The sequence below is a fragment of the Pseudomonas sp. LRP2-20 genome (genome assembly GCF_024349685.1).
Lineage (GTDB): Bacteria > Pseudomonadota > Gammaproteobacteria > Pseudomonadales > Pseudomonadaceae > Aquipseudomonas.
This window is the reverse complement of the sequence record NZ_AP025944.1, coordinates 5,963,931-5,989,598: the sequence shown is the minus strand read 5'-3', so window position 1 is coordinate 5,989,598 and position 25,668 is coordinate 5,963,931. Positions and strand designations below refer to the sequence as shown.

At 62.6% G+C, this 25,668-nt stretch carries 26 protein-coding genes; 14 read left to right on the top strand and 12 right to left on the bottom strand.

The annotated features are described in order from the left end of the window. Window positions 1–5: 5 nt before the first annotated feature. Entirely contained in the window at window positions 6–1,448 is a 1,443-nt protein-coding gene (gene zwf / locus OCX61_RS26970; protein WP_261942089.1) for a glucose-6-phosphate dehydrogenase, read from the bottom strand. A 103-nt stretch (window positions 1,449–1,551) separates the two neighbouring features. Between zwf and hexR the strand changes: the two genes are divergently transcribed. Beyond that, on the top strand, window positions 1,552–2,418 hold the full coding sequence (hexR, locus tag OCX61_RS26965) for a transcriptional regulator HexR (protein ID WP_027917078.1): 867 nt from the start codon (window positions 1,552–1,554) through the stop codon (window positions 2,416–2,418). A 212-nt stretch (window positions 2,419–2,630) separates the two neighbouring features. Further along, window positions 2,631–2,849, top strand: a complete 219-nt coding sequence (locus tag OCX61_RS26960) for a PA3496 family putative envelope integrity protein (protein ID WP_261942088.1) — start codon at window positions 2,631–2,633, stop codon at window positions 2,847–2,849. Here OCX61_RS26960 and OCX61_RS26955 read toward each other — a convergent pair. Next, window positions 2,791–3,738, bottom strand: coding sequence for a LysR family transcriptional regulator (locus OCX61_RS26955; RefSeq protein WP_176247328.1), 948 nt, complete (start codon window positions 3,736–3,738; stop codon window positions 2,791–2,793). The two genes, OCX61_RS26960 and OCX61_RS26955, sit on opposite strands and share 59 nt — an antisense overlap. Before the next feature lie 204 nt (window positions 3,739–3,942). Here OCX61_RS26955 and OCX61_RS26950 point away from each other — a divergent pair, with 204 nt between their 5' ends. The 4 genes from OCX61_RS26950 (at window position 3,943) to OCX61_RS26935 (ending at window position 8,248) form a co-directional block, all read left to right on the top strand. Continuing rightward, window positions 3,943–5,358 carry an acetyl-CoA carboxylase biotin carboxylase subunit gene (locus OCX61_RS26950; RefSeq protein WP_054884776.1) on the top strand — a complete coding sequence of 472 codons (1,416 nt, stop codon included), beginning with the start codon at window positions 3,943–3,945 and terminating at the stop codon, window positions 5,356–5,358. A gap of 11 nt (window positions 5,359–5,369) precedes the next feature. After that, entirely contained in the window at window positions 5,370–7,178 is a 1,809-nt protein-coding gene (oadA, locus tag OCX61_RS26945) for a sodium-extruding oxaloacetate decarboxylase subunit alpha (RefSeq protein WP_261942087.1), read from the top strand. 215 nt (window positions 7,179–7,393) lie between these two features. Further along, window positions 7,394–7,942 carry a hypothetical protein gene (locus OCX61_RS26940; RefSeq protein WP_261942086.1) on the top strand — a complete coding sequence of 183 codons (549 nt, stop codon included), beginning with the start codon at window positions 7,394–7,396 and terminating at the stop codon, window positions 7,940–7,942. Between the two features lie 27 nt (window positions 7,943–7,969). After that, window positions 7,970–8,248 (top strand): helix-turn-helix domain-containing protein, encoded by a 279-nt coding sequence (locus OCX61_RS26935; protein WP_261942085.1) that lies wholly within the window; start codon window positions 7,970–7,972, stop codon window positions 8,246–8,248. 49 nt (window positions 8,249–8,297) lie between these two features. Here OCX61_RS26935 and OCX61_RS26930 read toward each other — a convergent pair whose 3' ends face one another. Genes OCX61_RS26930 through OCX61_RS26920 form a run of 3 tightly spaced genes read right to left on the bottom strand, consistent with a single transcriptional unit; the run spans window position 8,298 to window position 10,064 of the window. Beyond that, on the bottom strand, window positions 8,298–8,969 hold the full coding sequence (locus OCX61_RS26930) for a GNAT family N-acetyltransferase (RefSeq protein ID WP_261942084.1): 672 nt from the start codon (window positions 8,967–8,969) through the stop codon (window positions 8,298–8,300). Between the two features lie 7 nt (window positions 8,970–8,976). Continuing rightward, window positions 8,977–9,423: a GNAT family N-acetyltransferase gene (locus tag OCX61_RS26925; protein ID WP_060507731.1), complete on the bottom strand. Its 447-nt coding sequence runs from the start codon at window positions 9,421–9,423 to the stop codon at window positions 8,977–8,979. 11 nt (window positions 9,424–9,434) lie between these two features. Continuing rightward, window positions 9,435–10,064 (bottom strand): FMN-binding negative transcriptional regulator, encoded by a 630-nt coding sequence (locus OCX61_RS26920; RefSeq protein ID WP_261942083.1) that lies wholly within the window; start codon window positions 10,062–10,064, stop codon window positions 9,435–9,437. Window positions 10,065–10,154: 90 nt separating this feature from the next. Here OCX61_RS26920 and pdxR point away from each other — a divergent pair, with 90 nt between their 5' ends. Then, a complete protein-coding gene (gene pdxR, locus OCX61_RS26915) occupies window positions 10,155–11,684 on the top strand; it encodes a MocR-like pyridoxine biosynthesis transcription factor PdxR (RefSeq protein WP_261942082.1) in 1,530 nt (509 codons plus the stop codon). Window positions 11,685–11,815: 131 nt separating this feature from the next. Here pdxR and OCX61_RS26910 read toward each other — a convergent pair whose 3' ends face one another. The 4 genes from OCX61_RS26910 to aspA form a co-directional block, all read right to left on the bottom strand. Continuing rightward, on the bottom strand, window positions 11,816–12,919 hold the full coding sequence (locus OCX61_RS26910; RefSeq protein ID WP_261942081.1) for a polyamine ABC transporter substrate-binding protein: 1,104 nt from the start codon (window positions 12,917–12,919) through the stop codon (window positions 11,816–11,818). Beyond that, a complete protein-coding gene (locus OCX61_RS26905) occupies window positions 12,919–13,962 on the bottom strand; it encodes a histone deacetylase family protein (protein ID WP_261942080.1) in 1,044 nt (347 codons plus the stop codon). Before OCX61_RS26905 ends, OCX61_RS26910 begins: the two co-directional genes overlap by 1 nt. Before the next feature lie 116 nt (window positions 13,963–14,078). Then, window positions 14,079–15,071, bottom strand: a complete 993-nt coding sequence (locus tag OCX61_RS26900; protein ID WP_261942079.1) for an AraC family transcriptional regulator — start codon at window positions 15,069–15,071, stop codon at window positions 14,079–14,081. 262 nt (window positions 15,072–15,333) lie between these two features. Beyond that, on the bottom strand, window positions 15,334–16,758 hold the full coding sequence (gene aspA / locus OCX61_RS26895; RefSeq protein WP_027917067.1) for an aspartate ammonia-lyase: 1,425 nt from the start codon (window positions 16,756–16,758) through the stop codon (window positions 15,334–15,336). Between the two features lie 182 nt (window positions 16,759–16,940). On the opposite strand from aspA, the gene OCX61_RS26890 reads away from it, so the two are divergent. Continuing rightward, window positions 16,941–17,858, top strand: coding sequence for a LysR substrate-binding domain-containing protein (locus OCX61_RS26890; RefSeq protein ID WP_261942078.1), 918 nt, complete (start codon window positions 16,941–16,943; stop codon window positions 17,856–17,858). Here the strand turns inward: OCX61_RS26890 and OCX61_RS26885 are convergent. Continuing rightward, a complete protein-coding gene (locus OCX61_RS26885) occupies window positions 17,850–18,479 on the bottom strand; it encodes a hypothetical protein (RefSeq protein WP_261942077.1) in 630 nt (209 codons plus the stop codon). The genes OCX61_RS26890 and OCX61_RS26885 overlap by 9 nt on opposite strands. Before the next feature lie 273 nt (window positions 18,480–18,752). On the opposite strand from OCX61_RS26885, the gene purE reads away from it, so the two are divergent. The 4 genes from purE (at window position 18,753) to OCX61_RS26865 (ending at window position 21,275) form a co-directional block, all read left to right on the top strand. After that, complete coding sequence (purE, locus tag OCX61_RS26880) at window positions 18,753–19,244, top strand: 5-(carboxyamino)imidazole ribonucleotide mutase (RefSeq protein ID WP_103448441.1); 492 nt, start codon at window positions 18,753–18,755, stop codon at window positions 19,242–19,244. 10 nt (window positions 19,245–19,254) lie between these two features. Beyond that, complete coding sequence (locus tag OCX61_RS26875) at window positions 19,255–20,337, top strand: 5-(carboxyamino)imidazole ribonucleotide synthase (RefSeq protein ID WP_261942076.1); 1,083 nt, start codon at window positions 19,255–19,257, stop codon at window positions 20,335–20,337. Window positions 20,338–20,446: 109 nt separating this feature from the next. Beyond that, complete coding sequence (locus OCX61_RS26870; protein ID WP_060507722.1) at window positions 20,447–20,692, top strand: GlsB/YeaQ/YmgE family stress response membrane protein; 246 nt, start codon at window positions 20,447–20,449, stop codon at window positions 20,690–20,692. 49 nt (window positions 20,693–20,741) lie between these two features. Next, window positions 20,742–21,275 (top strand): DUF3299 domain-containing protein, encoded by a 534-nt coding sequence (locus OCX61_RS26865; protein ID WP_261942075.1) that lies wholly within the window; start codon window positions 20,742–20,744, stop codon window positions 21,273–21,275. A gap of 131 nt (window positions 21,276–21,406) precedes the next feature. Here the strand turns inward: OCX61_RS26865 and OCX61_RS26860 are convergent, their stop codons facing one another. Both OCX61_RS26860 and OCX61_RS26855 read right to left on the bottom strand, forming a co-directional pair. Further along, entirely contained in the window at window positions 21,407–22,303 is an 897-nt protein-coding gene (locus OCX61_RS26860; RefSeq protein WP_261942074.1) for a D-hexose-6-phosphate mutarotase, read from the bottom strand. A gap of 72 nt (window positions 22,304–22,375) precedes the next feature. Next, window positions 22,376–22,774, bottom strand: a complete 399-nt coding sequence (locus OCX61_RS26855; protein ID WP_027917060.1) for an acyl-CoA thioesterase — start codon at window positions 22,772–22,774, stop codon at window positions 22,376–22,378. Window positions 22,775–23,133: 359 nt separating this feature from the next. Between OCX61_RS26855 and OCX61_RS26850 the strand changes: the two genes are divergently transcribed. Together OCX61_RS26850 and OCX61_RS26845 are read left to right on the top strand one after the other, a co-directional pair. Next, entirely contained in the window at window positions 23,134–24,423 is a 1,290-nt protein-coding gene (locus tag OCX61_RS26850; RefSeq protein WP_261942073.1) for an MFS transporter, read from the top strand. Between the two features lie 235 nt (window positions 24,424–24,658). Next, window positions 24,659–25,657 carry a phosphate ABC transporter substrate-binding protein PstS gene (locus OCX61_RS26845; protein ID WP_261942072.1) on the top strand — a complete coding sequence of 333 codons (999 nt, stop codon included), beginning with the start codon at window positions 24,659–24,661 and terminating at the stop codon, window positions 25,655–25,657. The last annotated feature ends 11 nt before the right edge of the window (window positions 25,658–25,668 follow it).

Below are 25,668 nucleotides of genomic sequence, written 5' to 3'. Positions count from 1 at the left end.
GTCCCTCAGCCATGCCAGTGCCTGCCGTGCCTGGCCAGCAGGCTGTTGGCCTGTTCCGGGCCGTTGCTGCCAGCAGCATAGTGGCGGGGCGCCTGGAAGTGCTCTTCCCAACCCTTGATGATCGGGTCGATCCAGGTCCAGGCAGCCTCCACTTCGTCGCGGCGCATGAACAACGTCGAGTCGCCCTCCAGGATGTCCAGCAGCAGGCGTTCGTAGGCGTCCCATCGGCGGGTCTGGCCAAATACCTGGGCTAGGTTCAGGTCCAGATCGACCGGCTCCAGGCGCATGCCCTTGCCGGGGCTCTTGGTCATCATGCGCAGGCTGATGCGTTCCTCGGGCTGCAGCTGGATCAGCAGCTGGTTGACCTGGCCGCCGCTGAACAGCTCGTGGGGCACCGGTTTGAACTGGATGACGATTTGCGACGAGCGCCGCGCCATGCGCTTGCCGGTACGCAGGTAGAAGGGCACGCCGGCCCAGCGCCAGTTGTCGATGTGGGCGTGCACGGCGACGAAGGTTTCGGTGTCGGTGTCGTTGTCGACGTCCTTCTCGAAGTAGTAGGCCGGTACTTCCTGGCCGCCGATGTGCCCGGCACCGTACTGGCCGCGCACGGTCTTGTCCTGCACGTCCTGGCCGGTGATGGGCTTGAGGGCACGCAGGATCTTCACTTTCTCGTCGCGCACGGCTTCGGCCTCGAATTGCGCCGGCGGTTCCATGGCCACCAGGCACAGCAGCTGCAAAAGGTGATTCTGCAGCATGTCACGGGTCGCCCCGGCGCGGTCGTAGTAGCCACCGCGGTTTTCCACACCCAGGGTTTCGCAGACGCTGATCTGCACATGGTCGACCTGGCCGTTGCGCCACACCGGTTCCAGCAGGGCATTGGCGAAGCGCAGGGCCATCAGGTTCTGCACGGTTTCCTTGCCCAGGTAGTGATCGATGCGAAACACCTGCGATTCGTCGAACACCGCGCCGATCGCTTCGTTGATGGCGGTGGCGGATGCCAGCGAGTGGCCGATCGGTTTCTCCAGCACGATGCGCGCTTCACTGTCGGCCAACCCGGCAACACGCAGATGGTTGGCGATCGGTACGAAGAGGTTGGGCGCAGTGGCCAGGTAGTAGATGCGGGTCAGCCCTCCAGGCTCGCCGAGGTAGCGCGCCAGGCGGCCGAAATCGGCGCTTTGCGCGGCGTCCATGGGGAAGTAGTCGAGGCGGGCGGAAAAGCGTTGCCACACGTCCTCGTCGAAGTCGTGGCGGGCGATCTGCGCCCGGCAATGGCGCTCGGCGAGCTTGAGGTATTCGTTACGGCTAATGTGCCGGCGGGCGAGGGCAATGATGCGCACCGCGTTGTTCAGGCGTGCCTCGCGATACAGGTGATAGAGCGCCGGCAGCAGTTTGTGCAGGGCCAGGTCACCGGTGCCACCGAACACCAGAATGTCGCAAGGAATAGTCAAACCACCACTCTCCACGTTCGTTTAACTGGGCGGGTTGGCGTCCATGTAGTATAACTACAAGAAAGCTACATCCCGGCCAGCCGATCATAACCGAGTCCAGCCCGTGAATCTGTTGCAACATATCGCCCAATCGCGCCACCTGCTGCGCAAATCGGAACTCAAAGTGGCCGACCACGTGCTGCTCGACCCGGCTGCCGTCATGCACAGCTCGATGGCCGACCTGGCGCACAGCGTGGGCATCAGCGAGCCGACGATCGTGCGTTTCTGCCGGGCGATCGGTTGTTCGGGCTTCCAGGACCTCAAGCTCAAGCTGGCGCAAAGCCTGGCAGCCGGTGCCAGTTTCGGCCAGTTCGCGATTCATGAGGACGACTCGGTTGCCGACTACAGCCTGAAGATTTTCGACACCACCCTGCACACGCTGATGGAAGTACGCGAGCACCTCGACCCCCAGGCCCTGCAACAGGCCGTGAGTGCCATGGCTCAGGCGCAACGCGTGGAGTTCTACGGCTTTGGCGCGTCCGGTGCGGTAGCCGCCGACGCCCAGCACAAGTTCTTCCGCCTGCTGCTCAGCGCTGCGGCCTACTCCGACCCGCACATGCAGGCCATGTCGGCGGTGACGTTGAAGCCGGGTGACGTGGCGGTGTGCATTTCCCAGTCGGGGCGTTCCAAGGACTTGCTGATCACCGCCAACCTGGTGCGTGAAAGCGGTGCCAACCTGATCACTCTGTGCCCGAGCGCGACGCCGCTGGCGGAACTGTCGACGGTCAACCTGGCGATCGACGTGCATGAAGATACCGAGATCTACACCCCGCTGACCTCGCGTATCGCTCACCTGGTAGTCATCGATGTGTTGGCCATGGGCGTGGCCATGGCCCGTGGGCCGAGCCTGGTCAATCACCTGAAGAGCGTGAAGCGCAGCTTGCGCAGCCTGCGTTTGTCGCCCAAGTCGATCAAGGCTACAGACGACTGATATCAGCCTGTACCGGCCTCTTCGCCGGCAAGCCCGCTTCCACAGGAATCGCACTGCCTTCAAGAAGCATACAGTACCTGTGGGAGCGGGCTTGCCCGCGAATAGGCCCGCACAGGCAAAGCAGATTTCACGGTTTTGTCACCATTCCACAGCCAAACCGTAAACCGCCGAGGCCAGTCTGAAACTCCCGCATCCTAACTGGGAGACAGGCAATGGCTCGTGACTTCGACGGTACGTACCAACCCAGCGCCAAGGCTCGCAAGCAGCAGGAAAAGGATCAGCGCCGCATGGAATACCGCCGCGCGATCGAGAGCTATTGCGACCAACGTCAACTGCTCCGTGACCTTGTGGATTACCCCGAGTTACAAGCACTCACGGTATGGCAGGCGTCGGCGGCAGCTTCCCCGAGAAGCGCTCAACAAGCGCGCTGATCAACGCACGTTCGCTGCGGATGAACGCAAGAAAGGCCAAGGCCACCGGCGACTGTCGCTTGGCCTTGGCCTGCACCACACACCAGCTGCGGTACAGCGGCAACTCTTCCACCGGCAGCTCCCTGAGCACCCCCGTGGCCAGCTCCAGGTTCACGGCGTGGCGGGTCAGCAGGGCGATCCCCAGGCCGGCGATCACGCATTCGCGCTGGGCATCGGCCGAAGCGACCTCCAGTGTCTGGGTGAAGTGCACGCGCTTGTCCTTGAAGTACTCCTCGCAGGCCTTGCGCGTTCCCGAACCTTGCTCGCGGACCAGCAGGGTATGAGGCTCCAGGTCCTGCAGGCGCAGCTGTTCGAGCTTGCACAGCGGGTGTTCAGGCGGGGCCACAGCCACGATCGGGTTGTTCAGAAACGGCAGAAACTCCAGGCCCATGTCCTGCGGCACCATGGACATGATGATCAGATCGTCGCGGTTGTCGGAAAGCCGGCGGATCGCCTGGGCCCGATTGACCACGGTAAGGGTCAGGTTGACCTCCGGGTGACGCTGCTTGAAGGCGGCGAACAGGTGTGGCACGAAGTACTTGGCACTGGACTCGATCGCCAGTTTCAGCTGCCCCTGCAATGAGCCCTGCATGTCCGACAGCTGCATGTCGAGGCTTTCCAGGCGCCCGAAGATGTCGCGGCTGGCCCGCTGCAGCGCTTCGGCGGCTTCGGTCAGGTAGAGCTTCTTGCCGACGTACTCGAACAGCGGCTGGCCAATCAGCTCCTCGAGCTGACGGATCTGTAGACTAACGGCGGGTTGCGTCAGTGCCATCTCCTCCGCCGCTCGGCTGTAAGAGCGTAAATCACACACCTCGTTGAAGATCTGCAATTGACGCAATGTCATACGCATCAAGGACTTACGCATTTTTATCGGCTCTTTGGCAATACCTTGTTACCGAACTATAAGCTTTTGCTAATACAGCCTCTAACAAATATTGATTTTTGTTTATCGACCTTCAGCGCTAGGGTGAATGTGCGACTGGCCAGCAACCTCTGGTCACGCGCCGACCGGTAAAACCGGATCGACTGTTCCTACGGCTTTGGGAAGACTCCAGTGATAAAAAAAATCCTGATCGCCAACCGGGGTGAAATCGCAGTTCGGATCGTCCGTGCCTGCGCCGAGATGGGCATTCGCTCTGTCGCGATCTATTCCGATGCCGACCGTCATGCCTTGCACGTCAAGCGCGCCGACGAGGCCTACAGCATTGGTGCCGAGCCGCTGGCCGGCTACCTGAACCCGCGCAAGCTGGTGAACCTTGCTGTGGAAACCGGCTGTGACGCCCTGCACCCGGGCTACGGTTTCCTTTCGGAAAACGCCGAACTGGCGGAGATCTGCGCCGAGCGCGGGATCAAGTTCATCGGCCCGGCCGCCGACGTCATCCGCCGCATGGGCGACAAGACCGAAGCGCGTCGCACCATGATCCAGGCCGGTGTGCCGGTGACCCCCGGTACCGAAGGCAACGTTGCCGATATTCATGAGGCCCTGAGCGAAGGCGACCGTATCGGTTACCCGGTGATGCTCAAGGCCACTTCCGGTGGTGGCGGCCGTGGTATCCGCCGCTGCAACAGCCGTGAAGAGCTGGAACAGAACTTCCCGCGGGTGATCTCCGAGGCCACCAAGGCCTTCGGTTCGGCCGAAGTGTTCCTGGAAAAGTGCATCGTCAACCCCAAGCACATCGAGGCGCAGATCCTGGGTGACAGCTTCGGCAACGTCGTGCACCTGTTCGAGCGCGACTGCTCGATCCAGCGCCGTAACCAGAAACTCATCGAAATCGCTCCGAGCCCACAGCTCACCCCCGAGCAGCGCGCCTACATCGGCGACCTGGCGGTACGTGCAGCCAAGGCGGTGAACTACGAGAACGCCGGTACCGTGGAGTTCCTGCTCGCCGATGGCGAGGTGTACTTCATGGAGATGAACACCCGGGTGCAGGTGGAACACACCATCACCGAGGAAATCACCGGGATCGACATCGTCCGTGAGCAGATCCGCATCGCTTCCGGGCTGCCGCTGTCGGTGAAACAGGAAGACATCCAGCACCGTGGCTATGCGTTGCAGTTCCGCATCAACGCCGAAGACCCGAAGAACAACTTCCTGCCCAGCTTCGGCAAGATCACCCGTTACTACGCCCCCGGCGGCCCGGGTGTGCGTACCGACACGGCTATCTACACCGGCTACACCATTCCACCGTTCTACGACTCCATGTGCCTGAAACTGGTGGTCTGGGCGTTGACCTGGGAAGAAGCCATGGACCGCGGCCTGCGGGCCCTGGACGACATGCGCGTGCAGGGGGTGAAGACCACCGCCGCGTACTACCAGGAAATCCTGCGCAATCCGGAATTCCGTAGCGGTCAGTTCAATACCAGCTTCGTCGAAAGCCACCCGGAACTGACCAACTACTCGATCAAGCGCAAACCCGAAGAGCTGGCCCTGGCCATCGCCGCCGCCATCGCCGCCCACGCAGGCCTGTGAGGAACCCTATAATGTCCAAGAAAATTCACGTAACCGACACGATCCTGCGCGACGCCCACCAGTCCCTGCTGGCTACCCGCATGCGTACCGAAGACATGCTGCCGATCTGCGACAAGCTCGACAAAGTCGGCTACTGGTCGCTGGAAGTCTGGGGTGGCGCCACCTTCGATGCCTGCGTGCGCTTCCTCAAGGAAGACCCGTGGGAGCGCCTGCGCAAACTGCGTGCGGCCCTGCCTAATACCCGCCTGCAAATGCTGCTGCGTGGCCAGAACCTGCTCGGCTATCGCCATTACAGCGACGACGTGGTCAAGGCCTTCGTCGCCAAGGCTGCGGTCAACGGCATCGACGTGTTCCGCATCTTCGACGCGATGAACGACGTGCGTAACCTGCGTGTTGCCATCGAAGCGGTGAAGGCTGCTGGCAAGCACGCCCAGGGCACCATCGCCTACACCGTCAGCCCCGTGCACACCATCGAGGCCTTCGTTGCCCAGGCCAAGCAGATGGAAGCCATGGGTTGCGACTCGATTGCGATCAAGGACATGGCTGGCTTGCTGACGCCGTTCGCCACCGGCGAGCTGGTCAGGGCACTGAAGGCCGAGCAGTCGCTGCCGGTGTTCATCCACTCCCACGACACCGCCGGCCTGGCCGCCATGTGCCAGCTCAAGGCCGTGGAAAACGGTGCCGACCACATCGACACCGCGATCTCCAGCTTCGCCTGGGGCACCAGCCACCCGGGTACCGAGTCGATGGTCGCCGCGCTCAAGGGCAGCGAGTTCGACACTGGCCTGGACCTGGAACTGCTGCAGGAAATCGGCCTGTACTTCTACGCCGTGCGCAAGAAGTACCACCAGTTCGAGAGCGAGTTCACCGCCGTGGACACCCGCGTGCAGGTCAACCAGGTGCCAGGCGGGATGATTTCCAACCTGGCCAACCAGCTCAAGGAGCAGGGCGCGCTGAGCCGCATGAACGAGGTGCTGGCCGAGATCCCGCGTGTGCGTGAAGACCTCGGCTTCCCGCCGCTGGTGACCCCGACCTCGCAGATCGTCGGTACCCAGGCGTTCTTCAACGTGCTGGCCGGCGAGCGCTACAAGACCATCACCAACGAGGTGAAGCTGTACCTGCAAGGCGGTTACGGCAAGGCCCCAGGTGTGGTCAACGAGCAGCTGCGCCGCCAGGCGATCGGCAGCGAAGAAGTGATCGATGTGCGCCCGGCCGACCTGCTCAAGCCAGAGATGGCCAAGCTGCGCGCCGACATCGGTGCACTGGCCCGTTGCGAAGAAGACGTGCTGACCTTCGCGATGTTCCCGGACATTGGCCGCAAGTTCCTCGAAGAACGCGAAGCCGGTACCCTGACCCCCGAAGCCCTGCTGCCGATTCCCGAAGCAGGCGCTGTGGCGTCCCATGCCGGTGAAGGGGTACCGACCGAGTTCGTCATCGACGTACACGGTGAAACCTACCGCGTCGACATCACCGGGGTGGGCGTCAAGGCCGAAGGCAAGCGTCACTTCTACCTGTCGATCGACGGCATGCCGGAAGAAGTGGTGTTCGAGCCGCTCAATGAGTTCGTCGGCGGCGGTGGCAGCAAGCGCAAGCAGGCCAGCGCGCCGGGCCACGTCAGCACCACCATGCCGGGCAACATCGTCGATGTGCTGGTCAAGGAAGGTGATGTGGTCAAGGCCGGCCAGGCGGTGCTGATCACCGAGGCGATGAAGATGGAGACTGAAGTGCAGGCGGCCATCGCCGGCAAGGTCGTGGCCATCCACGTTGCCAAGGGCGATCGAGTGACGCCGGGCGAGATCCTGATCGAGATCGAAGGCTGAGATCAGCCCTCATCTACAAGCGGTTAACCTCTGGGGAGCGGATGCTCCCCTTTTTTTATCGTCAGCAGTGCATTTTAATGCAGATTTTATAAAGATGAGCTACCTTTATCTGCATTAAAATGCAGGTAAAGGATGGAGACTGTAGAGAATCTGCACTATGCTGCAGATAACACGCCCGAATCGTCCGGCAGCATGCAGTAAATTGCAGGTGAACCATGCACAGACTCACGCTCCAACTCCATGATCAAGGGCGGTGGCATGATGCTGTTGCCATCGCCTTTGCCGAGCCTGAAAAGAGCCTCTCTAGTCCCTGTGAGTTCGGGTACACCTCCGAGTACGTCAAAACCAATCTGGATGCCTACGACAGTCTGTTCTGCCAGGCCGCAAGCGCCAGGCTGCCGGTGGACTTCGGCTCCCATCGTCTGCCGCACGCTCCGGCATTCCTTTACGACATCGCGCCCGCTGGGGCTGCGAAGCGTTTTTTGCTCAGGCATATCGGCCGAGAGAAACCGGAAGGCATGGGTGAGGACCTGTATTTGCTCGGGCGCTCCACCCCGGCCCCTATTGGCAATCTGCGCATCAAGGAGTCGGTCGAGGAACTGGACCTTGCGGACCCGATCGGTTTTTCACGGCAAGACGTCATCACTCGCGATCAACGCTTTCTCGAATACGCGGCATCTGTTGGCATTGCCGGATATCTTGTCCGGTCTTGGGCTCCCGGATGCAGTGATGAATCATCCGGCGATTGCGCTGGGCAAGCTTGAGCGCCGGATGGCGGAGTGGGGGTTGGCATGACGGTTTCCATCGACGCCCGCGGGCTGATGATCGATGGCGTGCGCGAAGGTATTGCCGATGGCAGCCTTGAGCTGGGGGCTGCCGTGCGACGGCTGCGCGTGGAGGTGGCGAAGATGCAGCAGACTCAGTTTGCGCGGATGTGCAAGATTTCCGTGCGTACGCTCATTCAGATCGAGCAGGGGGACGGCAATCCCACGCTCAAGTCGTTGAACGCTGTATTCAAACCATTTGGTTTGCAGATGGGTGTCGTAAGGCGCGCGAGCCAGGTCAGGTAAACCCCTCAGACCAATCACAGGCCGGCTGGCCCGTGATCGGTCTTGATGATCAGCCCCTGCGGCAGTCCACAAGTGTTCGTGCCTGGCCTTCCGGCCTCTGGTTTTCTGCGCTCAACCACTGCTCGAACCCCGCCGCGACCTGCGGCCATTCATCATCGGTAATTGAGTACCACGCCGTATCGCGGTTGTGGTCCTTCACCACCAGGTGTTTGCGGAACACGCCCTCGAAAACGAAGCCGAAGCGCTCTGCCGCGCGCTTGGAGCGGGCGTTGGCGTTGTTGCACTTCCACTCCAGCCGACGGTTGCCCAGCTCAAAGCCAAGCTTGGCCAGCAAGTAGACGGCTTCGGTGCTTTTAGGCGTGCGTTGCATGGGGGCGCCGAAAGCGATATGGCCGATCTCGATGCGGCCGTGGTCCGGCACGATCGACATCAGCGTGAGCATGCCTTGGGCTTGGCCGCTGGTGCGATCGATGACCGTGAAGTACAGAGGATCGTGGCCGGCGGCGTTGCCATGCAGCCAGCGGTCGAAGGCGGCGCGCTCGGTGAAGGGGCCGTAGGGCAGGTAGTCCCACAGCAGCGGATCGGACGCCGGGCCTTGCAGCGTGGTCCAGAGGTCGTCGCCGTGGCGCGCCGGGTCGAGTTTCTCCAGGCGGATGAAGCGGCCGTCGATGGGCTCGGCCTTGGGCGTAGCGGCAGGTTTCCAGTTCAGTGCGTCAGTCATGTGCGGCCTACAACCCTTTGCGGAATTGGATGAAGCCCGGGCGCTCGGCAACCTGCTCGTACAGGCTGATGGCGGTGGCGTTGGTTTCGTGGGTCAGCCAGTGCACCTTGATGCAGCCAGCGGCCTTGGCCGTGGCATACACGTGCTCGATCAGCTGGCGGCCGATGCCCAGGCCGCGCTGGCTGCTGTCGACGTAGAGGTCCTGCAGGTAGCAGGAATTCTCGATGCTCCAGTTGGAACGATGGTAGATGAAGTTGACCATGCCCACCGCCTTGCCATCGACCCATGCCAGGGTCGAATGCGTCGGTTCATTCGGGTCGAGCAGGCGTTGCCAGGTGCTGAGGCTGACCGTTTCGGCCAGTTCGGTCTGGTAGAAGCGCAGGTAGGCTTGCCACAGGGCGAGCCAGGCGGCGTGGTCTTGGGCGCTGACAGGGCGCAGGGTAACGCTGGGCATGGGCTTTTCCTTCAGAGTTGGCGCATGTGCGCCGCAAGTTGGTTGTCCAGGTAGTCCGGGCTGGCGCCCAGGCCATCGCGCACGCCAGCGATATCCTGCGCCGAGCGGTTCTGGCTGAGCTTGCGCGCGCCTTGCAGGCGGGTGATGGGCAGGCGGATGCCAACGATGGCGCGGAGCATGCTGTCGAGGTAGTCGGCGGGGGCGTCGGCGACTTTCCAGGGCTCGCTGCGGCCCTGTTCGTGGCGGTCAGTCAGGCGGCTGACGATCTGCAGCAGTGGTGCGGCGTCGTGGATCACTTCGGCCGTGCCGTAAGCGTGTACGGCAAGGTAGTTCCAGGTCGGCACCACCTTGGGGTTTTCGGCCTTGCTCGGGTAATAGCTGGGGCTGACATAGGCATCGGCACCCGGAAACACCAGCAATGCTTCGGCGCCTTGCTCCAGCGCCTGCCATTGCCGGTTAGCTCGCGCCAGGTGGGCGTAGACCGTGCCGAATTCGCCCTCGTCGGTGGCCAGCAACACCGGCAGGTGCGTGGCCAGCAGGCCCTGTTCACCGTGGCTGACCAGCACGGCCAGGCGGGTGTCGCGCATGTGCTGGTGCAAGCGCTCAAGGTCATGTTCCTGATGGGGTTTGCTGTTGTACATGCGCTGAGTCCTTGTCGAATGGCTCCATCGTAGGCAGGCTATTGGCTCTGAGTAAGAGCCATTAAAGGCTGTTTTCATAGGTCCAATCTCATGAGCGAGCGCTCCCTCGTATTGCCTTTCGATCCTGCTGGAATCGTTCTCGATCGTCGCCGTGGTCTCAGTCAGCAGCTGTACCAGGCCTTGCGTGCACGGGTGCTCGATGGCCGACTGAGCAGCGGTACCCGGTTGCCGGCCACGCGCGAACTGGCGAACGTGCTGGCGCTGTCGCGCAACAGCGTGGTGCGTGCCTACGACCAGTTGTATGCCGAGGGCTACATTGAAAGCCGGGTCGGTGATGGCACCTATGTGAGTCGCCTGGCAAAACTATCCACACAACTGTCCACAGGGTTATCCCGGGGTTTATCAACAGACTTATCCACATTTTCGCTTGGAAATACTGAGGATTTATCCAGCAACAAGCTTTCCAGTGAGCCGTTGGAGCGTCTGAAAAGTAACCATCTGCCGCCACCAAAAAGCGGTGCGCCGAGGGCATTTCGAGTTGGGATTCCGGCATTCGATCTATTCCCGTTCGACGTCTGGGCCAAGCTACAGGCGGGTTTCTGGCGCAATCCGGCCCTTTCGCAGCTTGGTTATGGCGACCCGGCGGGTGAACCACTGTTACGCGACCTGATTGCAGCCTACTTGCGCCGTTCACGCGGCCTCTCCTGCGCGGCTGAACAAATAGTGATCACCAGTGGCGCGCAGCAGGCGATAAGCCTTTGTGCACAGTTGCTGTTGCAGCCGGGCGACGGGGTGGCTGTGGAAAACCCGGGTTACCGGGCGGCCGGGTACACCTTTGCCGTGGCCGGTGGCAAGGTCACTGGCGTGCCGGTGGACGAGGAGGGCATGGATTGCCAGCGCCTGGAGCAGGTGACGGGCTGCCGGTTGGCCTACGTTACCCCTGCGCACCAGTATCCGACCGGGGTGACCATGAGCTTGCCTCGGCGCCTGGCCCTGCTGGCCTGGGCTGAGCGCAACGACGGTTGGATCATCGAGGATGACTACGACGGGGAGTATCGCTACAGCGGTGCGCCCCTGGCCCCGCTGGCAGCGCTCGACCGCCAGGGGCGGGTGTTGTACGTCGGTACCTTCGGCAAGATCGCCTTCCCGGCATTGCGCCTGGGCTACCTGGTGTTGCCGCCGCGACTGGTGCAGGCGTTCAGCCAAGGCAGGGCACTGGCTGTTCGGCATTCGGAGGTGGGGACGCAGTGCGTGATGGCCGAGTTCATGGCGCAGGGGCATTTCCAGCGGCATATTCGGCGCATGCGCAAGGCAGCGTTGAGCCGGCGCAATGTGCTCAAGGCCGGGTGGCCGGTGGATGTGCCTGGGCTCGGTGCGATGCCTGAAGTGGCGGCGGGGCTGCACGTGAAGGTGGATGTGGATAACTTTGCGCGGGAGCAGCAGCTGGTGGCCAGGGCCGAGGCGGTGGGCGTCGAGGTGAACCCGCTGAGCAGCTACTGGCTGGAGGAAAGCGAGGTGCCTGTGGATAAGCGGGCAGGGCTGGTGCTGGGGTTTGCGGCGGTGCCGGAAGGGCAGATTGCCGAAGCCTTGATGCGTTTGCGCAAGGCCTGGAGAGCGTGAGTGGGGCCGCTGCGCGGCCCATCGCCGGCAAGCCCGGCTCCCACAGGGGTAGTGCAAAGCTCAAGGCTTGCGCTTGACCTGTAGGAGCCGAGCTTGCCGGCGATGGGCTGCGAAGCAGCCCCTGGCTTACCTCAGGTACCGGACTTGATCCGGGTCCAGGCCCGAGTTCGCGCCCTTTCAGCCTCACGCGACAGCGGCTTCAAGGTATACAGCTTGGTCATCGCCTCCGCTGTCGGGTACAGGTTCGGATTGTTGCGAATCGCCGGGCTGACCTTGTCGGTGGCATCCTTGTTCGGGTTCGGATAGCCGACGAAGTCGCTGATCGGCGCGATTACTTCAGGTCGCAGCAGGTAGTTGATGAAGGCATGGGCGTCCGCCGGGTTCGCCGCGTTCTTCGGGATCGCCAGCATGTCGAACCAGATCGGCGCACCTTCCTTGGGCAGGCGCATGTCCACCACCACGCCGTTCTTCGCATCCTTGGCGCGGTTGGCAGCCTGCGAGAAGCTGCCGCTGTAGCCCACCGCCACGCAGATATCGCCGTTGGCGATGTCGGCCATGTACTTCGAGGAATGGAAGTAAGTGATGTAGGGGCGGATCTTCAGCATCAGTTCCTCGGCCTTCTTGTAGTCGGCCGGCTTGTCGCTGTTCGGCGGCAGGCCCAGGTGCTGCAGGGCCAGAGGCAGGATCTCCGAAGGCGAGTCAAGCAGCGCCACGCCGCATTGCTTGAGCTTGGCGATGTTCTCTTCCTTGAAGATCAGGTCCCAGCTGTCGACCGGTGCCTGGTCGCCGAGCACGGCCTTGACCTTGTCCGGGTTGAAACCGATCAGGATGGTGCCGTACATGTAGGGCACGGCGAACTTGTTGCCCGGATCGTTGGCTTCGATCAGCTTCATCAGCGCCGGGTCCAGGTGTTGCCAGTTTGGCAGTTTGCTGCGGTCCAACGGCTGGAACACCCCGGCCTCGATCTGCTTGGCGAGGAACACGTTGGACGGCACGACCACGTCGTAGCCGGAGTTGCCGGTGAGCAGCTTGGCCTCGAGCGCTTCGTTGGTGTCGAAGATGTCATAGATCAGCTTGACGCCACTGTCCTTCTGGAAGTCGCTCAAGGTCTGCGGGGTGATGTAATCGAACCAGTTATACACACGCAGGGTGCGCTGCTCGGCCTGAGCGTGCAGGGCACCGGTGAACAGGGTGGCAGCGATGAACGGGGCGAGCAGACGCTTGAGTCGGACCATTACTGGGCTCCTGGCTGGGCGCGCTGGAAACCTTCCAGCACATTGACCGCGTTGATACCGATTTCTTCCACAGCGTAGCCACCTTCCATCACGAACAGGGTTGGCTTGCCGAGCTGGGCGATGCGCTTGCCCATTTCCAGGTAATCCGGGCTGTCCAGCTTGAACTGGGAGATCGGGTCGTCCTTGAAGGTGTCCACGCCCAGGGAAATCACCAGCACGTCGGCATCATAGTCGGCGATGCGCTGGCAGGCGGCTTCCAGTGCAGCGCTCCAGGCCGCCCAGTCACTGCCGGCGGGCAACGGGTAGTTGATGTTGCAGCCCTCGCCTGGGCCCTCGCCGGTTTCGTCGGCATAGCCGAGGAAGAACGGGAACTCAGCTTGTGGATCGCCGTGGATCGAGGCGAAGAACACGTCGCTGCGCTGGTAGAAGATGTCCTGGGTGCCGTTGCCGTGGTGGTAGTCGACGTCGAGGATCGCCACCTTGGCGCGGCCTTGGTCGAGGAAAGCCTGGGCTGCAATCGCAGCATTGTTGAGGTAGCAGTAGCCACCCATGACTTCAGCGGCAGCGTGGTGCCCTGGTGGGCGGCACAGGGCGAAGGCCGAGTGCGCGCCTTGCTGGATTGCCGCCTGGGCAGTCAGGGCGACTTGCGCGGCGCTGTAGGCGGCTTGCCAGGTGCCTGCGGTGATCGGGGCGCCGGCGTCGAAGCTGTAGTAGCCCAGTTCGCCATGCAGGCCGGTTGGCTTGACCTGGCGCAGGGTGCGCGCCGGCCAGGTGAAAGGCAACAGGTCGCCGTCGTGGCCCAGCGCAGCCCAGCGTGCCCAGGCGCCCTGGAAGAAATCGAGGTAGTCGGCACTGTGGATGCGTTGCAGCGGCGCACGGCCGAAGTCGGTCGGGCCCTGGATGTCGCCGAGGTTGCGCTTTTTCACTTGCTCGAGGACATGGTCGGCCCGTGAGGGCATTTCGAAGCACGGCATCAGTTTGCCGTCGATCAGCTCGCAGCGGCCGTGGTGCAGGCGATGATCATCGGAATAGATCGTCAGCATTTGTTGTTCTCCGGTGGTACTGGCGTGGGCCCATTTTCACGGGCGGCCGAGTGCCGGAGAACGACGCAAACGGCCAAAAGGGGATCGATGTGGCCAAGCTCGTTGGCCGCTACAGGTCAACCGCGGAAATGGCTGGGCGCCACACCGCTCCAACGCTGGAATGCATGGCGGAAGCTCGCGGTCTCGCTGAACCCCAGCGTTTCGGCAATCCGGTAGATCGGCATCTGCTCATCGGCCAGTAATTGCTTGGCTCGATCGAAGCGCAGTTCATCGAGCAGTTGTTGATAACTGCAGCCCAGCGCCTGCAGGTGCCGGCGCAAGGTTCGCGACGAGCAGTTCATCTGCCGCGCCAGCCCCTCCAGGCCCGGCGCCGCATCCAGCTGTTGCAGCAACAGCTGGCGGATCCGCCCGAGCCAGGCCTGGCGCCCGGTGAACTCCAGGTTCAGGCGCCGGCAGCGCTCGCTCATGGCCTTGTGGGTAATCGGGTCGGCCAGCGGCAATGGCATGTCCAGCCAGCGCCGTTCGAAGGCAAAGGCGTTGTCCTCGGCGTCGAAAGCCAGTGGGCACTGGAAGGCGCCGGTGTAGAGGTTGTGGTAGCTGGGTCGCGAGTGCTCGAAGCGTGCACCAAGCAGCGGCAGCGTGCGGCCGAGCAGGTCATCGCAGATCACTTTCAGCGACACCAGGCAGAATTCGGCATTGAAGGCGGCGAGGGCAGGGCTGTCATGGTATTCGCTGGCGCTGAACCAGACGCGTTGGCCGTCATCGACCAGGCGCAGCTTGAAGACTGTTCCCAGCAGTGCCGGATAGTGCAGCGCCAGGCGCAGGGCGTCACCCAAAGTGGCACTGGAGAGCAGGGCGTAACCGAGCATGCCGTAGCACGACACATGCATGCGCCGGCCCAGCTCAAGGCCGATCTCCTCGCGCCGGGCCACGGCATTGGCGCACACCTGCAGCTCTTGCTGGGTGGTGATGCGCGCGTCGCTATGGCCCAGGTCGGCCGGGCCTATGCCGCTGCCGGCGAGCAACGTCGTCGCCTCGCAACCCTCTTCCTGGAACAGGTTGAGGATCAGCGAAACCGCGTTGAGGGTGGTCAGGTGGCTGTGCAGCATGCTCGGTCATCCCGTGGGCCTGGGAAGCATTATGGAGCAAGTTACGTGCCGGGCGATTAAAGAAGCAGTCAGGCATGACGGACCCGAAACAACTGTGGGAGCGAATTTATTCGCGATGCGCCGCGCGGGCGGCACTCGATCTCCCAGGCACCAAATGTCTTCTGTCAGGCGAAAAAAAAGGCCCGGAGCGTGCGCTCGGGCCTTTGAAAGGTTGAGAGGTGTCTAGTCCCTCGACCTGGTGAGACTGTTTGCAGCGGCCTGGTTACGCCTTCAGCGGAACCAGACGTGGAGCGATCATGTTTTCCGGACGCAGGATGTCGTCGAGCATCGCGTCGTCCAGCAGCTTTTCTTCACGCACCAGTTCCAGTACGCCGCGGCCGGTTTCCAGGGCAACGCGGGCGATACGGGTGGCGTTTTCGTAGCCGATGTACGGGTTCAGGGCGGTGACCAGGCCGATCGAGTGCTCGACCAGTTCACGGCAGCGCTGTTCGTTGGCGGTGATGCCGACGATGCAGTGTTCGCGCAGCATGTCCATGGCGCGCTGGAGCAGGCGGATCGAGTCGAAGATCTTGTAGGCGATCAGCGGCTCCATCACGTTCAACTGCAGCTGGCCACCTTCGGCGGCGACGGTCAGGGCCAGGTCGTTGCCCATGATGGCGAAGGCCACCTGGTTGACGGCCTCAGGGATTACCGGGTTGACCTTGCCTGGCATGATCGAGCTGCCTGGCTGACGCGCTGGCAGGTTGATCTCGTTGATGCCGGTACGCGGGCCGCTGGACAGCAGGCGCAGGTCGTTGCAGATCTTCGACAGCTTGACCGCGGTACGCTTGAGCATGCCGGAGAACAGCACGAAGGCGCCCATGTCGGAGGTGGCTTCGATCAGGTCGGCAGCCGGTACCAGCGGTTGGCCGCTGATGGTGGCCAGGCGCTGTACGGCCAGGGCCTGGTAGCCAGGGTCGGCGTTGATGCCGGTACCGATGGCAGTACCACCCAGGTTGATTTCGGTCAGCAGTTCCGGAGCCAGCGAGCGCAGGCGCTGCAGGTCTTCGGTCATGGTGGTGGCGAAGGCGCGGAATTCCTGGCCCAGGGTCATCGGCACGGCGTCCTGCAGCTGGGTACGGCCCATCTTCAGTACGTGGTCGAATTCCTTGCCTTTGGCAGCGAAGGCCTGGATCAGGCTGTCGAGGCTGGCCAGCAGGGCGTCGTGGCCCAGCAGCAGGCCCAGGCGGATGGCGGTCGGGTAGGCGTCGTTGGTCGACTGCGCCATGTTCACGTCGTTGTTAGGGTGCAGGTACTGGTACTCACCCTTCTGGTGGCCCATGGCCTCCAGCGCGACGTTGGCGATGACTTCGTTCGCGTTCATGTTGGTGGAAGTACCGGCACCACCCTGGATCATGTCCACCACGAACTGGTCGTGGTAATCGCCTTTGATCAGGCGAGCGCAGGCTGCACTGATGGCAGCGTGCTTGGCATCGCTCAGGTGACCCAGCTCACGGTTGGCGTCGGCAGCAGCCTGCTTGACCATGGCCAGGGCCACGACCAGCTTCGGGTAGTGCGACAGCGGAACACCGGAGAGGTGGAAGTTGTTGGCAGCGCGCAGGGTCTGGATGCCGTAGTAGGCATCGGCAGGGACTTCAAGGGTACCAAGCAGATCTTTTTCGACGCGGAACGATGCAGCGGAGGACATGATGGATATCATCTCGATTTTGACCCGGCACATGCCGGAATGGCGCCAATCCTAGGCCTGAAGGGGATTTTGCGGCCAATGCTGTTGCACGCTAACCTATGCACAAACGGCATAGTGTTTCATGTGACGCCAATTGACATTCGAGCGTGTTCCATTTTGGTGCACGCCGGGAGATCTGCTTCATGAACCTCGAAAGCAAGTGGCTGGAGGACTTCAGTGCCCTGGCCTCCACCCGCAGTTTTTCCCAGGCGGCCGAGCGACGTTTCGTCACGCAACCCGCTTTCAGCCGGCGTATACGCAGCCTGGAAGCGGCCCTGGGGCTGACCTTGGTGAATCGTTCCCGCACGCCGATAGAACTGACCGAGGCAGGTCAGCTGTTTCTCGTCACTGCGCGCACTGTTGTCGACCAGTTGAGCGAAGTTCTCCGCCATTTGCACCACCTCGAAGGTGGCCAGGGCGAGGTGATCCAGGTGGCTGCCGCGCACTCTCTGGCATCGGGCTTTTTCCCACGCTGGGTGGCCCAGTTGCGCAACGATGGTTTGAACATCGCCACCCGCCTGGTTGCGACTAACGTCGGAGACGCGGTGCATGCCCTGCGGGAAGGTGGCTGCGACCTGATGCTGGCTTTCTACGACCCGGATGCGGCGCTGCAGATGGACGCCGAGATCTTCCCGTCGCTGCACATGGGCACCACCGAGATGCTGCCGGTGTGCGCCGTGGGGAACGATGGCAAGCCCATGTTCGACCTGGAAGGCGATGCCAGCGTGCCGTTGCTGGCCTACAGTGCCGGCGCGTTTCTCGGGCGTTCGGTGAACTTGCTGCTGCGCCAGCGCAACCTGCGCTACACCACTGTGTATGAAACGGCCATGGCTGACAGTCTCAAGAGCATGGCACTGGAGGGGATGGGGATCGCCTGGGTGCCGCGCCTGTCCATGCGAGGTGAGCTGGAGCGCGGTGAGCTGGTGATCTGCGGAGGCAGCCAGTGGCATGTACCGCTGGAAATCCGCCTTTACCGCTGCGCACTGGTACGCAAGGCCAACGTGCGCCTGCTGTGGCGCAAGCTGGAGTCGGCAGGTGGCCCGGGCGAGGTCTCAGTTTGAGTTGTGCTTCAGGTAGTCGGCTATGGCTGCACGGTTCTGGTCGCTGTATCGATAGCAGTTGGAGCGCAGCGGCACACGATTGGGCACCATGTAGGTTTCGCAGAACCAGCCATTGAACTCGGTCTTTGCATTATCGTGGGTGGCGGAAAGCATATGACCTAGTTCATGACCGGGGGCCGCATAGGTGACCATCGAAGCGATGCCGGTGTTGCCGTTGAAATGGGCAAGCCCTGCGACGAAGTTCAGCCCGCTTCGGTCATAGCTGTCCTTGGTCAGCAGCAGGTCCTTGTTCATGAAGGAGAAGGGTCTGGCCGAACGCTGAGTCGTTATTTCCTCGGTGAAGGCATCGAGTATCTGAGTGGATGACATCGCGCGATAGTCGATGTCGGTCAGGCCCCGGATGGCGCGTTGAAAGATCACTTCGATCGGATGCTGCGTGAAACTACGCATTTCATCGAGCCAGTGCTGGAAGTAGTCATCCTGCAATTGCTTGTCGCTGATACCTGCCAGTTCATCATGCGGATAAACGGTAACCACCAGGGATCTGGCTGCCCAGGCCGAGGGCAGGATCATGCTGCAGGCGAGGCCAAGGGTGAGCGCGATGTAGCGGGCTTTGAGCATCTTTGCATCCTTCGAGGGTGACCGGTGGCGAAGGGGCGAATTCTCTGGGCCTGTCGCACCTTCGAGCAGAGGGAAAAGTTGTCCCGCGAGACAGCTTGCCCTTTGATCCGACATGTGCTTGTGGGGGTGGGCGGCTCGCCCAGAAATACGCTACAATCCCGCGCCTTCGACCGACCCGGTCGAATCAGAATCCGTATGACAAGCCACGCCGGTCCACCTGCGTGGCTTGTTGCTTTTAGCGCGCCAGAAGGCGCTTGCAGGAGAGGCTCGACGATGAGTGCACTGGTTGGCGTGATCATGGGCTCCAAGTCCGATTGGTCCACCCTTAGCCACACCGCCGATATGCTGGAAAAACTCGGCATTCCCTACGAAGTGAAGGTGGTTTCCGCCCACCGCACCCCGGACTTGCTGTTCCAGTATGCCGAAGAGGCCGAAGGGCGTGGCATCGAGGTGATCATTGCGGGTGCCGGTGGCGCTGCCCACCTGCCAGGCATGTGTGCCGCCAAGACCCACCTGCCGGTGCTGGGTGTGCCAGTGCAGTCGTCGATGCTGTCGGGCGTCGATTCGCTGCTGTCGATCGTGCAGATGCCGGCCGGTGTGCCAGTGGCCACCCTGGCCATCGGCCGCGCTGGCGCCGTCAACGCCGCGCTGCTGTCGGCGAGCATCCTGGGCGCCAAGTACCCGCAGTATCACGCGGCGCTCAAGCAGTTCCGCAGCGAACAGACCGACACCGTGCTGGACAATCCAGACCCGCGCCAGGCTTGAGGTTGAACCCATGAAGATCGGTGTAATCGGTGGCGGCCAGCTGGGCCGCATGCTGGCCCTGGCGGGTACCCCGCTGGGCATGAACTTCGCCTTCCTCGACCCGGCGCCAGACGCCTGTGCCGCCCCGCTGGGCGAGCACCTGCGTGCCGACTACGGCGACCAGGACCACCTGCGCCAGCTGGCCGACGAAGTCGACCTGGTGACCTTCGAGTTCGAAAGCGTCCCGGCCGAAACCGTGGCTTTCCTGTCGCAATTCGTCCCGGTCTACCCGAGTGCCGAAGCCCTGCGCATCGCCCGCGACCGCCTGTTCGAGAAGAGCATGTTCCGCGACCTGGGCATCCCGACCCCAGCCTTCGCCGACATCCTCTCGCAGGCAGACCTCGACGCGGCGGTCGCCAGCATCGGCCTGCCAGCGGTGCTCAAGACCCGCACCCTGGGTTACGACGGCAAGGGCCAGAAGGTGCTGCGCACGCCTGAAGACGTGGTGGATACCTTTGCCGAACTGGGCAGCGTGCCATGCCTGCTGGAAGGCTTCGTACCGTTCACTGGCGAAGTATCGCTGGTGGCCGTGCGTGCCCGCGATGGTGAAACCCGCTTCTATCCGCTGGTGCACAACACCCACGAGAGCGGCATCCTGCGCCTGTCGGTAGCCAGCGAAGCGCACCCGTTGCAGGCCCTGGCCGAAGACTACGTCGGCCGTGTGCTCAAGCAGCTGGATTACGTTGGTGTGATGGCCTTCGAATTCTTCGAGGTCGACGGTGGCCTGAAAGCCAACGAAATCGCCCCGCGTGTGCATAACTCCGGGCACTGGACCATCGAAGGCGCCGAGTGCAGCCAGTTCGAGAACCACCTGCGCGCCGTGGCCGGCCTGCCGCTGGGTTCGACCGCCAAAGTCGGTGAGAGCGCCATGCTCAACTTCATCGGCGAAGTGCCGGCGGTGGACAAGGTAGTGGCCATCGACGGCTGCCACCTGCATCACTACGGCAAGGCCTTCAAGGTCGGGCGCAAGGTCGGCCACGCCACCCTGCGTTGCCAGGACATGGCCACCCTCCAGGCCAGAATCGCTGAAGTAGAGGCGTTGATCAGCAACTGATCGAAGCGCGCAATCGAACTTCTGCCAGCGGCTTGCCCTCTGAAATGGCAACAAGCCAAAGCGCTGTCTAGGCTTTGGCTTGTTCCATCTTCATTTCAGAGGGACTGCCATGGGCATCATTGGAACCATCTTCATCGGCCTCATCGTCGGCCTGCTGGCCCGCTTCCTCAAGCCGGGCGACGACAGCATGGGCTGGATCATGACCATTCTGCTGGGTATCGCCGGCTCCCTGCTCGCCACCTATGGCGGCCAGGCGCTGGGGATCTACCAGGCGGGCCAGGCCGCTGGATTCATCGGTGCGCTGGTCGGTGCGATCATCCTTCTGGTGATCTACGGATTCATCAAGAAACGCTGAATACTGGTTAGAATGCCCGGCAATTCATCCCGAGTTGCCGAGCATTTTCATGCGTGCCTTTTTCCTCATTCCGTTGCTTCTGGCCAGCACCCTGGCCCATGCCGAACTGCCCGAAACCGACTGGCTGGAGCTGATGCCCAAGTCGGACCAGAAGGCCCTCGAAGAAATGCCCGAGATCGATCACAACTCGCCGGAAGCCAATGGCACCTTCACCGCCAAGGGCGGCCTCAAGCAGAGCAAGGGTCTGCCGGCGGTGATGTATTCGACCAAGACCGTGGCCGCCATGAACGGCAAGGACATCCGCCTGGGCGGCTACCCGGTGCCGCTGGAAAGCGATGCCAAGGGCAACAGCACCTTGTTCTTCCTCGTGCCTTACCCTGGCGCCTGCATCCACGTGCCGCCGCCGCCGCCCAACCAGTTGGTACTGGTACGTTATCCGAAGGGGTTGAAGATCGATGACATCTACACACCGCTGTGGGTCAGCGGCAAGCTGAAGGTGGAGAAGGTCAGCAATGACCTGGCTGATGCGGCCTATGCGCTGGATGCGGGGCAGGTGAGGGTGGTCGAAGACGCCGACCTCTGATCGCCTGTGCCGGCCTCTTCGCGGCGGTTCGACGCCTCGATAAACCCGCTCCCACAGGTACCACATAGCTTTCGAAGGCTAGAATCGATTCTGTGGGAGCGGGCTTACCCGCGAAAAGGCCGCCGCCAGCTTCAGATCCTTTCGCTACCAATCCTGACCTGCAACGAATGGCTGGAGCCCGGCTTGAGTTCCACCACATCATCCCAGACATTCGCCGTCTCGATGCACAGCATCCGCTGCCAGCCATCGTCGGCCATGTCCGCCAGCTCCTTGGCCCGCTCGGTCCAGGGGTTCCAGATGACTGCCGAGCGCGATCCGCTACTGGTCAAGGTAATCCGCCGCGCCCAGTGCGGGTCGACAATGCTCAGCGTCTGCGGCGTACCCAGGTAGATCCGGTCGGTTTCCCCGGCAAACCCCAACGCACCCTGCTGCTGGCGCTGTTCCCAGTCGGCCAGGGTCTCGATGTAGTGCAGTCCCTCGACCCCTTCGACCCGCGCCTGGCGCACGTCGCTGACGGCGAAATAGCTGTGCAGGGCCTGGCTGATGGTCACGGGGCTGTTGCCCATGTTGCGGCTGGTCAGGGCCACGCTCAGCGTGTCACCCAGAACGATCTGCAGCTTCAGTTCGACATCATGCGGCCAACCCGGCAGATCGCCCTGGGCCTCTGGCAGCTCGAACTCGATGTGCAGGTCCGCCCCTTGCTCCTCGACGGCCAGCAACTGCCAGTCACGCGTACGCGCCAGGCCGTGGGCGGGCGCCGGCTCGCCATGGAACATGGCCTGCACCGATGCGGGATTGCGCTGCAGGTTGCCAAACCACGGCCAGCACACCGGCACACCGGCACGCACCGATTTGCCCTGGCGGAAGATGGCCTGGTCGCTCAGCCACAGCAGCGGTGGCTCGCCAACACGCTGGTAGCTGAGGATCTGCGCGCCCTGCTGGGCGATCAGTAGTTCGGCGCGGTCGCTGCTGATGCGCCAGCAGTTGAGTTCGCCGTGTTGCTCGGATTCGACCTTGAAGGTAGCCATTGCGCTCGTCTCATTGATTGCCTGTGGGCCCTTGGACCCGGTGACGTGCAATGAGTTTACCGCTCGCGAGGCTCAGCGACGAGGCACCGAGCGGGTTCGGCCGCTGCCGTCGATGGCGACGAACACGAACGTCGCTTCCGTGACCTTGCGCCATTCGCTGGACAGCGGGTCGTCGCTCCACACCTCGACCATCATGCGAATCGAGCTGCGGCCGATTTCCAGGGTCTGGGTATAGAACGACAGCTGCGCGCCCACGGCCACCGGCACCAGGAATGCCATGCGGTCGATGGATACCGTGGCCACCCGGCCGCCAGCGACGCGGCTGGCCATGGCGGTGCCGGCCAGGTCCATCTGCGCGACCAGCCAGCCGCCGAAGATGTCGCCGAAGCCATTGGTTTCGCGCGGCAGCGCGGTGATCTGCAAGGCCAGATCGCCTTGCGGGATAGGATCTTCTTGTTCGAGCTCAATCATGCGATGGGGCCTCTGACCCGTGACGCTTTCGTTGGTGTGGCGCAAGGCCGGGAAAACGATTCAGCTGACAACATACTACGCCGATTCCGTTTCGCTGGGCGGCCATAGGGAAACTCTGCGAAACCGTCTGACATCACGACCGGCGTTTTCGCACAACTTCCCTCGGTTAAAGCAACCTTTTCCTACGAACGGCCAGTATATATAGCCAATCGCCCAGCGACGACCGCACATTCACGAATATCTGTATGGATTTTGTATCGCTTTCAGCGCAGCTCGGCAATTTGCTATCTTCGCTCCTCGCCCCAATCCAGAAGCCGCGTGCCAAGCGGCCTGCATGCCCTACAAGAGAATGACGAGCGATGACCTCCGTGCCGAGCAGTATCGAGCAGCCCTCGCGGCCGCTGACCCGCAGTGACTACAAGACCCTCTCACTGTCCGCGTTGGGCGGAGCCCTGGAGTTCTACGACTTCATCATCTTCGTGTTCTTCGCCACGGTGGTCGGCAAGCTGTTCTTCCCCGCCGACATGCCCGAATGGCTGCGCCTGATGCAGACCTTCGGCATCTTCGCCGCCGGTTACCTGGCACGGCCGCTGGGTGGCATCGTCATGGCTCACTTTGGTGACCTGCTCGGGCGCAAGAAGATGTTCACCCTGAGCATCTTCATGATGGCCCTGCCGACCCTGATCATGGGCTTGCTGCCGACTTATGCACAGGTCGGTCTGTTGGCGCCGATCCTGTTGCTGCTGATGCGGGTGATCCAGGGCGCGGCCATCGGTGGTGAAGTGCCGGGCGCCTGGGTGTTCGTCTCCGAGCACGTGCCGGCGCGCAACACCGGTTACGCCTGCGGCACCCTGACCGCCGGCCTGACGGCGGGCATCCTGCTCGGATCGCTGGTGGCGACCCTGATCAACACCCTCTACAGCGCTGAAGAAGTGGCTGACTACGCCTGGCGGATCCCGTTCCTGCTCGGCGGTGTGTTCGGCCTGTTCTCGGTGTACCTGCGCCGTTGGCTGCACGAAACCCCGGTGTTCGCCGAGATGCAGCAGCGCAAGGCCCTGGCCGAAGAGCTGCCGCTGCGCGCAGTGCTGCGCGACCACCGGGGTCCGATCATCCTGTCGATGTTGCTGACCTGGATGCTTTCGGCAGGCATCGTGGTGGTGATCCTGATGACCCCGGCTCTGCTGCAGAGCCTCTACCACGTCAGCCCCACCGATTCGCTCAAGGCCAACAGCCTGGCGATCGTGTTGCTGAGCATCGGCTGCATAGGCGCCGGCAGCCTGGCCGACCGCTTCGGTGCGGGCCGGGTGTTCGTGATCGGTAGCCTGCTGTTGCTGGCCAGCTCCTGGACCTTCTACCACAGCCTGCCGACCCATCCTGAGCTGCTGTTCCCGCTGTATGCGGTGACCGGGTTGTGCGTGGGCGTAATCGGTGCGGTGCCGTACGTGATGGTCAAGGCGTTCCCGGCGGTGGTGCGCTTCAGCGGGCTGTCGTTCTCCTACAACGTTGCCTACGCCATCTTCGGCGGCCTCACGCCGATGGTGGTGACGGCGCTGCTCAAGGTCAGCCCAATGGCACCTGCCTACTACGTGGCTGGCCTGTGCGCCGTCGGTCTGGCCGTGGGCCTGTACCTGCTCGCCAACAAGCGCTGATCTGCGCCAAGGCGACTGGCCTCTTCGCGGCTAAAGCCGCTCCCACAGGTACGGTGCAGGCCCTGGGGTCTGTGCAAAACCCTGTGGGAGCGGCTTCAGCCGCGAAGAGCCGGACCTGTTTTCGGTGATGGCCTTTCATCCATTTGTCACATTCAAGTCATATCGTATTCATGCGGCCTGCAGATACTTGGCCCCGTTCCATCCAACACCCCCATATTCCTGCTAGGAGCAAGGCATGAAACTGAAGCGTTTGATGGCGGCCCTCACCTTTGCCGCCGCTGGCGTTGCAGCCGCCAACGCGGTAGCCGCTGTCGACCCTGCGATCCCGACCTACACCAAGACCACCGGTGTTTCGGGCAACCTCTCCAGCGTCGGTTCCGACACCCTCGCGAACCTGATGACTCTGTGGGCCGAGGCCTACAAGAAGGAATATCCGAACGTAAACATCCAGATCCAGGCGGCCGGTTCCTCCACCGCGCCACCCGCGCTGACCGAAGGCACCGCCAACCTGGGCCCGATGAGCCGCAAGATGAAGGACGTCGAGCTGCAGGCCTTCGAGCAGAAGTACGGCTACAAGCCGACCGCCATCCCGGTCGCCGTAGACGCCCTGGCCGTGTTCGTGCACAAGGACAACCCGATCAAGGGCCTGACCATGGCCCAGGTCGACGCCATCTTCTCGTCCACCCGCCTGTGCGGCGCCAAAACCGAGGTCAAGACCTGGGGCGACCTGGGCGTGACCGGCGACCTGGCCAACAAGCCGGTTCAGCTGTTCGGCCGCAACTCGGTATCGGGCACCTACGGCTACTTCAAGGAAGAAGCCCTGTGCAAAGGCGACTTCAAGCCTAGCGTCAACGAACAACCGGGCTCGGCTTCGGTCGTGCAGTCGATCAGCTCCTCGCTGAACGGCATCGGCTACTCGGGCATCGGTTACAAGACTGCCAGCGTCAAGACTGTGGCCCTGGCCAAGAAAGAAGGCGGCGAGTTCGTTGAAGACAACGAAACCAACGCCCTGAACGGCACCTACCCGCTGTCGCGCTTCCTGTACGTCTACGTCAACAAGGCACCGAACAAGCCTCTGGCCCCGCTGGAAGCCGAGTTCGTCAAGCTGGTGCTGTCGCAAGCGGGCCAGCAGGTCGTGGTGAAGGATGGCTACATCCCGCTGCCAGCCAAAGTGGTCGACAAGACCCTGGCTGACCTGGGCCTTTCCCACGCGGGTAACGTTGCAAAGAAGTAACTGACTGAGGA